Origin of the sequence: Kineosporia sp. R_H_3 (assembly GCF_002198675.1) — a bacterium.
In the GTDB taxonomy this organism is placed as follows: Bacteria; Actinomycetota; Actinomycetes; order Actinomycetales; family Kineosporiaceae; genus R-H-3.
In genome coordinates this window covers 1-8,182 of the sequence record NZ_MWLL01000217.1, presented here as the reverse complement: position 1 = coordinate 8,182, position 8,182 = coordinate 1, and the positions used below count along the sequence as shown (strand labels likewise).

Below are 8,182 nucleotides of genomic sequence, written 5' to 3'. Positions count from 1 at the left end.
CGTGGCCCGCCGCCCCCGCCTCCACTCAGCGACGTTCGCCCCACGACGAGTAGCCCCGGCCCTGTGCTGGGCCGTGGCTGTCATGGGCCTACGGGGACCGTCGCGAGCGGTGCCGTCCTGCCGCCGGTTCGGCAGGTTCGGGGAGGTGTGACCGGGCCGCTGCTGGTTAGGCGCGAGAGCGGCTGTGAGACGCGCTGAGCTGGTCTGCTCAAGACCCGGCACGGAGACGAGGGGACGTCCGTGCCGGGCGTTCAGCGGGCCAACGGGGGGACGCGCGGTCAGGCGGTCCGCTCGAGGTCGCGGACCGCGGTCAGCAGGGCTTGCGCCCGGCCGGTCGAGCAGGTGTGCCCGCGGGCACGGACGCCGGCCTGCAGGGCGGCACGGGTGATCCGCTGCCCGGCCCGGTCGAGGTCCGCGGCGACCGCCTGCCCGACCATGAGCAGGTCGGTCCCCACGGGGACGGCTCGGCGGTCGCGATGTTCGCCGCGAGGGTGAACGCCGCGGCTGAGCCGCCGACCACCCACGCCCACGCCACCGGCTCGCCGGTCGAGCGGGCTCGCCGGACCTTGAGGACGGCGAGCACGACGGACACCTCGGGCATGGCCGCGATGGCCCAGGACAGCCAACCGGTCTGACCGTGGTCGGCGACGACGGTCCGCACGTGGTCGAACGACCCGGCGAACGCGGTCACGGCGAGCAGCACCGCGGCGACCGCGAGCGGGTCCCGGCCGGTCGGCCGGTCGCTCACCGCAGCGCCCCGGCGCGGACGAGCTGGGCGAGGACGTAGAGGGCGCCAGCAGCCGCCAGGGCGGCCAGCGGGACGCCGGCGGGGGCGTGCCAGGCGACGACGCCCGCGGACGCCGTGAGGGCGCATAGGGCCGCGGCGCGGCCAGCGAGGCGGGTCACCGCTGCGCCTGCCCGGCCGGGACGTCCTCGTCGATGTCGTCGAGGTCCGCGACCGTGACGGGTGCGACGCGCGAGCCGTCGATGCGGTCGGCGATGTCGTGGGCGATCACGCGGGACAGCTCGAGGGTCAGGACCCGGTCCTCGGCGTCGAGGACGGCCCAGCCTGCGGCCTTCACGCGGCGGCGCCGAACTCGATGCTGGTCACCGGGACGCCGTGACTGGCGAGCGCGAGGAAGACGACGTCCCCGGCGGCCTCGAGCATCTCGGCGCGCAGGTCGGCCGGGAGGTCGTCGACGGCGGGGCCGGCCAGCTCGATCGTGACGCCGTCGGGCGTGTGCCGGATGTGCAGGCACTCGCGGAACGCGGCGAATCGCGCGACCTCAGCGGACGGCGGGGGCAGAATGGTAGGCACGGTCAGCCTCCTAGCGGCTGGTCCAGGCCCTCGGTGAGCGTTGGCGCGCTCCCGGGGGCCGTCCTGTGTTAAGTGTGTCTTTCACACAGGATGTTGAGCCTCATCCCGTCGCAGTGACCTCGCGGGTGCCGTAACGCCGGTGCCCGCCGCGCGGACCACTGCTCCGGAGCGGCCGGCAGGCGGTCGCGCCGGAGAGGACGCCATGACGATGCCGGACGTCGGGTTCGACAACCTCTTCCTGGTGAGCGCGATCGCGCTCCTGGTGCCGCTCGTCCTCGGTCTCGTGCCCCGGCTGCGCGTACCGTCCGTCGTCGTCGAGATCCTCGTCGGCGTCCTGCTCGGCCCGACCGGCCTCGGCTGGGTGGAGGTCGACGAGGTCGTCGCCGTCCTGGCGGTGCTGGGCCTGGGGTTCCTGCTCTTCCTCGCCGGTCTGGAGACCGACGTGCGGTCCCTCGACGGCCCGACGCTGCGGCCGGCGGCGCTGGGGTACGTCGTGACGGCGGTGCTCGGGCTCGCCGTCGGGCTGGGCCTGCAGGCCGCGGGCTGGGTGCGCAGCGGCCTGCTCGTCGCCGTGGCCCTGTCCGCGACCTCCCTCGGGCTCGTCGTCCCCGTCCTCAAGGACGCGGGGGTCGAGCGCGCCCCGGTCGGCCGGCTCACCGTGGCCGGGGCGACGGTCGCCGACGTCGCCGCCGTCGTACTGCTGTCGCTGCTCTTCTCCGCCACGGGGAGCACGGGGGCGACGGCGGCGCTGCTGTCCGCGTTCGCCGTGCTCGCCGTCGTCGTCGCCGTGGCGGTGCGACGGGCCGGGCGGTCGATGCGCCTCGGCGACGTCCTCCTGCGGCTGCAGGACACGACCGCGCAGGTCCGGGTCCGGGCGGCGGTCGTGCTGCTGCTCGGCTTCGTCGCCCTCGCGGCCCGGTTCGGGATCGAGACGATCCTCGGCGCGTTCGTGGCCGGTGCCGTCGTCGCGACGGTCGACCGCGACGCCGCCTCGCACCCGCACCTGCGCACCAAGCTCGAGGCGATCGGCTACGGCTTCCTGGTGCCGGTGTTCTTCGTGTCCAGCGGGATCCGGCTCGACCTGCGCGGGCTGCTCACCGACCCCGCGGCGACGCTGCGGGTGCCGGTGCTGCTGCTCGCGCTGCTCGTCGTGCGCGGGGTCCCGGCGCTGCTGTACCGCCGCAGCCTCGACGGGCCCCGGACGCTCGCCGCCGGCCTGCTCCAGGCGACGTCGCTGCCGTTCCTTGTCGCCGCGACCCAGATCGGGGTGGCGACCGGCGCCATGAGCAGCGTCACCGCCGCCGCGCTCGTCAGCGCGGGCGTGCTGTCGGTCCTGCTGTTCCCGGCCGCCGCGCTGGGGCTGCTGACCCGGGGCGTCAGCCCGGCAGCCGGGCCTGCGGGCACGTCGCGAGCACCCGGTGCATCGCCGTCCGCTCGGACGGGGTGACGCTCAGGCCCCACCGGCGCTTCACGGCGACCTGGCGGGCGACGAACGGGCACCGGGACGCCGCGCGCGGCGGCAGCCAGCCCGCGGCGTCCAGGGCGGCCTTGCCCTGGTTCGACGCGCGGCTCGTCGCGAGCAGGTTGAGCGGGTCGTTGGCGAACTCCTCGCGCCGCGGGGGCGGCCAGTCCCACGCCCCGGTGCGCCAGGCGGCCGCGAGCGCGACGACGTGGTCGATCTCGACGAGCGGGGAGGTCTGCGGGCCGCGGACGAACGCCACCGTCTCGCCCGTGTACGGGTCGGTGAGCCGGCCGGTGCGGACGACGCAGCCGCGGGTCCGCGGGTCGAGGTCGACCTGCGCGAGGTCGCGCCGCAGGACGTCGTTGCGGGTGTCGCAGCCGTTGCGGTCGACGTCCGCCCAGCGCTGCCCGAACGCGTCGCGGTCGTAGCCGTCGACGAGGCGGAACGGTTCGACGGGCAGGGTGTCGAGGGCGGCGAGCGCCCTCCCGGGGGCACCGGGGACGCCGTCCGCCCCGCCGGTCGGCGCGGACGCGGACCCGGCCGCGCTCCCGGACGACCCGCCCCACGGCAACCGGTCGGCGACGGCACCGCAGCCGCCGAGGCAGGCGACGACGAGCAGGGCCGCCCCCGTGCGCACCCATCCCGACCCCGCGGACCCCATGGGGCGCAAGGCTAGGGGGCGCCGGGGACGGCCCGGGCGACGTCGGCCTCAGCGGCGGGTCTGGAGCCCGTCGAGGAGGGCCGCGGCCCGGCTGCTGACCCGCTCGTAGAGCGCGGGCAGCTCGTCGGGCGTGACGAGACCGTCGGTGAGCCAGGCGATCGACGGGTCGGTGACGTCGGGCGCGACGTCGCGCAGGAGCTTGTCGGCGACCGCGCGGGCCGCGTGCAGGGTCCGTTCCAGGGGCGCGGCGTCGGGCAGCAGCGCGTCGTGGTGGCGGGCGATGAGGGTGCAGACCCGGTCCGGGAAGTGCCACAGCGACAGCACCCGTGCCCCGACGACCTCGTGCGTCGTCCCGTAGGCGGCGACCTCGGCGTCGGCGAGCGCGGCGACGTCGTCCGGCTGGGGCAGGCACACCAGGCCCAGCGGGCGGTGCTGGTGCAGCAGTGCCGAGCCGAGGGTGTGCAGCAGGCCGAGGGAGAAGGCGTCGCCGGTGTCCGCCTCGAGCAGCGGCGCGAAGACCTCCGCGGCGGTGGCGGCGAGCGCCGCACCCTCCCAGAAGCCGTGCGGGGTGGCGTCCGGGTCGTCGAGGCCGGCCGCGGCGACGACCGCGAGGCTGCGCACGGTCTGGAAGCCGACGACGGAGACGGCGAAGGGCAGCGTGCTCACCCGGCCGGACAGCCCGTAGTAGCTGGAGTTGGCGACCCGCAGCACCTTCGCGGCGAAGACCGGGTCGGTGCCGATCGCCCGCGCGAGCTGCTGGGCCGAGGTGTCGGGGTCGTCGCAGAGCTGGAGCACCCGCGCGGCCGCCTGGGCCCGGGCGGGCAGCTGCTCGTGGCGCGCGAGCAGGGTGTCGACGGCGTCGACGGTCACAGCGTGCTCCCTTCGGCGTCGTCGTCGGTCGCGTCGGGGCGTCCCGTGGTGGCCTGGGCCATCCGGTACCCGCCCGAGCCGGCGGCCTTGGCGTCGTACATGACCCGGTCGGCCGCGCGCAGCAGCGTCTCGGGGGTGTCGAGCGGCGAGGGCATCGCGATCCCGAGGCTCGCCGACAGGAGCACCTCGCGGCCGGAGACCTTGAGCGGGCCCGCGAGCGCGGCGAGGTGCCGTCGGCCGGTGGCCTCCGCCTCCTCGGGGCTGCCCACGTGGCGCAGGACGACGACGAACTCGTCGCCGGCGATCCGGGCGATGACGTCCTGGTCGCGGGCCGTGCGCTGCATCCGCCGGGCGACCTCGATGAGGACCCGGTCGCCGGCCTCGTGGCCGTACGTGTCGTTGACCTCCTTGAACCCGTCGAGGTCGAAGAAGAGGACGGCGAACGCGCGGTCGTGGCCGCGCCGGCTCGAGAGCAGCTCGGTGAGGACGGCGACGAGGCGGCGCCGGTTGACGAGCCCGGTGAGCGGGTCGTGGTGCGCCTGGTAGGACATCTGCTCCTCCCAGGCCCGGCGGACCGTGACGTCCTCGGCGGTGCCGACGAAGCCGGCCGCCCGGGACGGGGTCGTCGTCGGGGCCAGGCGCAGGTGCAGCCAACGCTGGGACGAGCGGGCAGGAGCCGTGCCCGGTGCGGCGTCGTCCGGGTCGCCGTCCGGCAGCGGGACCCGGGAGGTGACCGGCGCGGCGAGCCGCACCCGCAGGTCGCGCTCCTGGCCGGCGAGGACGGCGTGGACCGCCTCGAGCAGCTCGGTCCGGTCGTCGGGGTGGATCGCGTCGACCCAGGCCGTGCCGGTGAGGGCGCCCGGGTCGGTGCCCAGGAGCTCGGCGAAGGGGCCGTTGACGTAGCCGAGGCGCAGCCCGGCCTCGGAGAGGAAGATCCCGACCGGGGCGTGCTCGGCCAGGGCCCGGAAGCGGTGGTCGGCCTCGGCGGCCGCCGTCCGCGCGGCCTTCGCGTCGTCGACGTGCGCCGTGAGCGTGACGAGCCAGCCGCCCTGGAGCGGGACGACCTGGACCTGGACCCGCCGGGTCGACTCGTCGGGGCGCCGGACGACACCGATGCCCTGGCCGCCGGTGCCGCGCAGCAGCGACGCGGCGACGAGCGGCCAGGCCTGGCCGCGCTGGTGCCGGGGCGCGGCGTCGAGGAGGAGGACGTCGTCGAGCTCGCCCGGGCCCAGGCCCAGGAGCTCGAGAGCGGCGGGGTTGGCCCAGACGACGCGGACGTCCCGGGTCTCGTGCTCGGCCGTCGGCTCCGCGGCGGGGCTCAGCCGGCCGACGAGCGCGACGGCGGCGCCGCCCCGTTCGGCGGCGGCGTGCCACGCCTGCGTGAGTACGGTCTCGAGCTGCGGGACCGCCGGTCCGACGTCCACGCGTGCACCCTCGCTCATGCCCCTCCTTCACCCGTCGGGTGGGGTTATCGGGCGTTCCGGGCGTTCCCTGTAGCCGTCGGTGACCACGGTCGCCCCCGGGGTGTCACCCGGACGGCGCAGCAGGTCGGCGGATCAGTCGGCGGATCAGTCGGCGGATCAGTCGGCGGATCAGGTCGGCGGATCAGGTCGGCAGATGAGGCAGCAAACCTTGCGGCCCTGCCGGGCGACTGGGGGTCATGGACCAGCCCGAGACTGCCCGCCCGCGCCGCGTCCGTCGGCGGCGCGGCCTCGTACGGCGCCTGACCGCCGTCCCGGTGGCGGCCGGGGTCGCCGTCGCGCTCGTCGCGACCGGGGTCGCGGTGCTCGCCGTCACGGCGGTGCGCGGGGGCGGCACCGCGCCGGCGGCCGGCGGGGCGGGGTCAGGCACCGCGTCGACGACGCGCGGGACGACCCGGACCCGGGCCGCGGCGTCGACGACGTCCGCCTCGGCGGGCACCACCCCGAAGCGCACCCCGGTCGCGCGGTGGGGCCGGCTCGAGGTGTGCGGCGCCCGGCTGTGCGCCGCCGACGGCACCGTCGTCCAGCTGCGCGGCGTGAGCTCGATGTGGCTGAACTGGGACGACGACCACTACGCCGAGAGCCTGACCAAGCTGAGGTTCATGCGCGACAGCTGGGGCATCACGGTGATCCGGGCAGCGATGGGGGTCGAGCCCGCGGGCGCGTACCTCAGCGACCCGGCGACGGCCCGGGCGCAGGTGGAGCGGATCGTCGAGAACGCGACGAAGGCCGGCGTGTACGTCGTCGTCGACTACCACGCCCACGAGGCGGCCTCGGACCGCGCGGCGGCGCAGTCGTTCTTCTCCGCCATGGCGAAGAAGTACGGGAGCCGGCCGAACGTGCTCTGGGAGACCTTCAACGAGCCGCTGGCGGTGAGCTGGAAGGACACGCTCAAGCCGTACCACCAGGCCGTTCTCGCCTCGATCCGGGCGCACGACCCGGACAACGTGGTGATCCTCGGGACGCCGAACTGGTCCCAGGACGTCGACCAGGCCGCTGCGTCCCCGGTCGCCGGCACGAACCTGATGTACACGCTGCACTTCTACTCCTGCACGCACACCACGGCGCTGCGGGCGAAGGCCGAGGCAGCCCGGGCCGCAGGGCTGCCGCTGTTCGTCACCGAGTGGGGTGCCAGCGACGCCGACGGCGGGCTCGACGGCGCCGTGTGCGAGTCCGCCGCGGCGGCCTGGCTCGACTGGGCGAAGAAGCACCGCATCTCCTGGACGGCGTGGAAGCTCGACGACTGCGGCGACTCGACGTGCCTGCTGGCACCGGGGACGACGCTCGCCCAGAACTGGAGCACCCGGCTGCACGGGCACGCGAAGCTCGTCGTGCGCCGGATCGCGACCGGCTGACCCACTGCCTCACGGCCGCTGCCCCACGGCCCTTGACTCACGGCCCTTGACTCACGACCACCGCACGCAGGACGTGCTACACAGCCATTGCGTCTCGCCAGGTCGTCGTGGCACGATCCGCTGACCTGAGGGCCGCAGCGTCGCGGCCCCGTCCACCGGGAGGCACCCGTGACGGCGTCCGACCAGACCCGCAGTGTCCTGCTCGTCCACGGCGCCTGGCACGGGAGCTGGTGCTGGGAGCCGCTGCTCCCGCACCTCGCCGCCGCCGGGCTCGACGTCGCGACGGTCGACCTGCCGAGCGCGGGCGACCACGGGACCCTCGCCGACGACGTCGCCGTCGTCCGGGCCGCGCTCGACGCCCGCCCCGGCCCGACCGTGCTGCTCGGGCACTCGTACGGCGGTGTCGTCGTCAGCGAGGCGGCCGCCGGCCGCTCCGACGTCTCGCACCTGGTCTACCTGTGCGCCTTCATGCTCGACGCCGGCGAGTCGCTGTTCCAGGCCGTCGGCGGGCAGGCGCCGCCGTGGTTCGTCGTCGACGAGGCGGACGGGACGATCACCGTCGACCCTGCGGTCGGGGTGCAGGTGGCCTACGGGGACGTCGATCCGGCCCTCGCCGCCGACTGGCTCGGCCGGCTGCGCCCGCAGTCGGTCGCGGCGTTCATGGCACCGCAGACCGGGGCGGCCTGGCACGACGTCCCGAGCACCTACGTCGCCTGCACGCAGGACCAGGCGATCCCGTACCCGGCGCAGCAGGCGATGTCGGCGCGCGCCGGGGCGGTGCACACGCTCGAGTCGTCGCACTCGCCGTTCGCGTCGATGCCGGCCGAGGTCGCGGCGATCATCGCGAAGGTCGCCGGGTAGCGGCGGCGGCGCACCGCAGGACGCACCAACGGGCCGCGAACGCGGCGTGTCGTGCGTCGGAGCGCTCTTGTGACATTCTGCGGTACGGGCGTCTCGGCAGGTGGACGCCGGACGGCCGACCGGGGGCAGCGTCAGGGCGTGCGGTCGGCCCACTCGGCGACGACGTCGGCGACT

Annotated in this window: 10 protein-coding genes; 3 read left to right on the top strand and 7 right to left on the bottom strand. The window is 75.8% G+C overall.

The features are described 5' to 3' along the window. Positions 1-310: 310 nt before the first annotated feature. From ECOMGDLI_RS34110 to ECOMGDLI_RS27270, 4 genes are read right to left on the bottom strand one after another with little or no spacing between them, the layout of a single operon-like run. On the bottom strand, positions 311-748 hold the full coding sequence (locus tag ECOMGDLI_RS34110) for a DUF2637 domain-containing protein (RefSeq protein WP_158221179.1): 438 nt from the start codon (positions 746-748) through the stop codon (positions 311-313). Then, positions 745-906, bottom strand: coding sequence for a hypothetical protein (locus ECOMGDLI_RS34940; protein ID WP_158221178.1), 162 nt, complete (start codon positions 904-906; stop codon positions 745-747). The genes ECOMGDLI_RS34110 and ECOMGDLI_RS34940 overlap by 4 nt, the downstream gene beginning before the upstream one ends. Next, positions 903-1,082: a hypothetical protein gene (locus tag ECOMGDLI_RS27275; RefSeq protein WP_088319989.1), complete on the bottom strand. Its 180-nt coding sequence runs from the start codon at positions 1,080-1,082 to the stop codon at positions 903-905. The genes ECOMGDLI_RS34940 and ECOMGDLI_RS27275 overlap by 4 nt, the downstream gene beginning before the upstream one ends. Then, the gene (locus ECOMGDLI_RS27270) at positions 1,079-1,318 is read right to left on the bottom strand and encodes a hypothetical protein (protein ID WP_088319987.1); all 240 of its coding nucleotides are present in this window, start codon (positions 1,316-1,318) and stop codon (positions 1,079-1,081) included. Before ECOMGDLI_RS27270 ends, ECOMGDLI_RS27275 begins: the two co-directional genes overlap by 4 nt. Positions 1,319-1,520: 202 nt before the next feature. Between ECOMGDLI_RS27270 and ECOMGDLI_RS27265 the strand changes: the two genes are divergently transcribed. Next, a complete protein-coding gene (locus ECOMGDLI_RS27265) occupies positions 1,521-2,765 on the top strand; it encodes a cation:proton antiporter (protein ID WP_198955225.1) in 1,245 nt (414 codons plus the stop codon). Here the strand turns inward: ECOMGDLI_RS27265 and ECOMGDLI_RS27260 are convergent. From ECOMGDLI_RS27260 to ECOMGDLI_RS27250, 3 genes are read right to left on the bottom strand one after another with little or no spacing between them, the layout of a single operon-like run. Next, positions 2,695-3,441, bottom strand: a complete 747-nt coding sequence (locus ECOMGDLI_RS27260; protein ID WP_088319986.1) for an HNH endonuclease family protein — start codon at positions 3,439-3,441, stop codon at positions 2,695-2,697. The genes ECOMGDLI_RS27265 and ECOMGDLI_RS27260 overlap by 71 nt on opposite strands. A gap of 48 nt (positions 3,442-3,489) precedes the next feature. Continuing rightward, complete coding sequence (locus tag ECOMGDLI_RS27255) at positions 3,490-4,311, bottom strand: HDOD domain-containing protein (RefSeq protein ID WP_088287271.1); 822 nt, start codon at positions 4,309-4,311, stop codon at positions 3,490-3,492. After that, positions 4,308-5,753 carry a sensor domain-containing diguanylate cyclase gene (locus tag ECOMGDLI_RS27250; protein ID WP_088319985.1) on the bottom strand — a complete coding sequence of 482 codons (1,446 nt, stop codon included), beginning with the start codon at positions 5,751-5,753 and terminating at the stop codon, positions 4,308-4,310. Before ECOMGDLI_RS27250 ends, ECOMGDLI_RS27255 begins: the two co-directional genes overlap by 4 nt. A gap of 218 nt (positions 5,754-5,971) precedes the next feature. Between ECOMGDLI_RS27250 and ECOMGDLI_RS27245 the strand changes: the two genes are divergently transcribed. Together ECOMGDLI_RS27245 and ECOMGDLI_RS27240 are read left to right on the top strand one after the other, a co-directional pair. Then, positions 5,972-7,147, top strand: coding sequence for a glycoside hydrolase family 5 protein (locus tag ECOMGDLI_RS27245; RefSeq protein ID WP_088319983.1), 1,176 nt, complete (start codon positions 5,972-5,974; stop codon positions 7,145-7,147). Positions 7,148-7,315: 168 nt separating this feature from the next. Then, complete coding sequence (locus ECOMGDLI_RS27240) at positions 7,316-8,008, top strand: alpha/beta fold hydrolase (RefSeq protein WP_088319982.1); 693 nt, start codon at positions 7,316-7,318, stop codon at positions 8,006-8,008. Positions 8,009-8,182: the final 174 nt, after the last annotated feature.

Excerpts from the sequence above, each read along its gene's own strand:
- ECOMGDLI_RS27265 (WP_198955225.1), top strand. The coding sequence starts at position 1,521 with ATGACGATGCCGGACGTCGGGTTCGACAACCTCTTCCTGGTGAGCGCG.
- ECOMGDLI_RS27260 (WP_088319986.1), bottom strand. The coding sequence starts at position 3,441 with ATGGGGTCCGCGGGGTCGGGATGGGTGCGCACGGGGGCGGCCCTGCTC.
- ECOMGDLI_RS27250 (WP_088319985.1), bottom strand. The coding sequence starts at position 5,753 with ATGAGCGAGGGTGCACGCGTGGACGTCGGACCGGCGGTCCCGCAGCTC.
- ECOMGDLI_RS27245 (WP_088319983.1), top strand. The coding sequence starts at position 5,972 with ATGGACCAGCCCGAGACTGCCCGCCCGCGCCGCGTCCGTCGGCGGCGC.